1 protein-coding gene is annotated in these 1,498 nt (G+C 41.3%); it reads right to left on the bottom strand.

Annotated features, from left to right (window positions below; genetic code table 11):
- On the bottom strand, positions 1–708 hold a 708-nt coding region (locus tag FTV34_RS17410; RefSeq protein ID WP_180070908.1), incomplete at its 3' end, for a protein rep.
- Between the last annotated feature and the right edge of the window lie 790 nt (positions 709–1,498).

The raw sequence follows: 1,498 nt of genomic DNA, 5'->3' as shown, positions 1-1,498 counted from the left end.
TTCACAGATTGCCTTGTCGAGTTGTTTGCGCCCTTTTTCGTCTAAAGTGGCTTTTACGGCTTTCACGTTCACCGATGGCAAGTAGTCAGCTCGCAAGGCTTTCGCCCACATTTCGACCCAATCGCCTTGTTTTATATAATTAATCGTGAAGTAACTAGGCTTAACCAACAGCAAGGCATGAAAATGCGGATGTGCCATCATTTTTCCATCGTTCCCCCTGGTCACTTCCGTTGTTCTTAAAAAACCTGCTACACCTGACTTAAATCGCTTAGTTTCAATCAGTCGCTTCCATGAATCATTCATGTGCTTCAAAGTGTCACGCAATTCGGTAACAGGCGGATTTTTCACAGTCAGAGTTAGGAATACCCAACGATGGGTAGGAAAGCGTTCCTGAATATTTGGCAATTGCTGAAACATAACTGCCCTCCAGAGTAGAGATCTGCGCCACTGACATACAGGACAATGACGGACACGGCAAAAAAATGCTTGCTTGAGAACCAATTTTCCCTGATCGGGATTAACTCCAAATTTCAAAATACCTGAACAGCCGTTAATTCGGTCTGCATATTTTGAGAGTTCAACGGAGTAGTTATAGAGAATTTTAACGGATTCAGCATCGGAGCGATGTTCATCCCAAGAAACTTCATGAGGTGAAATTTCTGTTAAAAAATTGATTCCAAGATCGGAATTATGGCAAGATTGAGTCATTAAAAAGCTCGTTTAAGTTTTGTTGGATCGCACCTCAAAATTTACGGGCTTTTTATCTATCTGTCAAACCATGCTAAAAGCCACGCCACACAAGGCATAGAGCCACATTTTTAATATCGAAGTTATCCCTTAATAATAAATACAAGGAAAAACACCCCAAAAATCCCCATTTTTGCCCCCTTTTCAGATGCCTTTTTTTTGATTTTTCACCCCTAGCCAATTCGTGATGATTTTTCAGTAATGCACGCTTCCGCGTTTCTCATTCGAGAAACAAAAATCGGGTCGTCGCTTTGCTCGGTTTTTCCCGCTTAGAATTTTTATGGGAGCTTGTAATCAAGGAAGAAAGGTTTTGGAATTTTTATGATGGGGTCGTCACTCGTAGACACTCGTTCGGCTTTTCCCGAAATAACATGAAGGGCGCACTTTACCATTGGAAAAAATCCAATGGGTGCGAAACGCCAAAAAGGGAAAATTTCCAATTTTTCATTTTTGGCGTTCTTGGGGTTAAGGGGTCGAACCCCTTACGCAACGTCCGTTTTTGAGTGAAACGAAAAAATGGGTAAGTGCGCCCTTCGGGATTTGTCATACAAAACTGAAATTCGTTAAACGATTGCCTATCCTGCCATAGCGATTTTTGTTTTTTGGCGTTTAGTCGTGACTAAGATCGTGGAATTAATCTCTTTAAACCATCTTCAAATTCTTGGTCGCTTAATTCCCCTGAAACGTATTGATCATAGAGCTGCTGATGTTCTTCTGTAATTTCTAGGTCGTAATATTCACGGTCTGATCT

Source organism: Acinetobacter sp. YH16038 (assembly GCF_013417275.1).
GTDB lineage: Bacteria > Pseudomonadota > Gammaproteobacteria > Pseudomonadales > Moraxellaceae > Acinetobacter.
The sequence above is the reverse complement of the archived record's forward strand: the minus strand, read 5'-3'. Positions and strand labels throughout refer to the sequence as shown.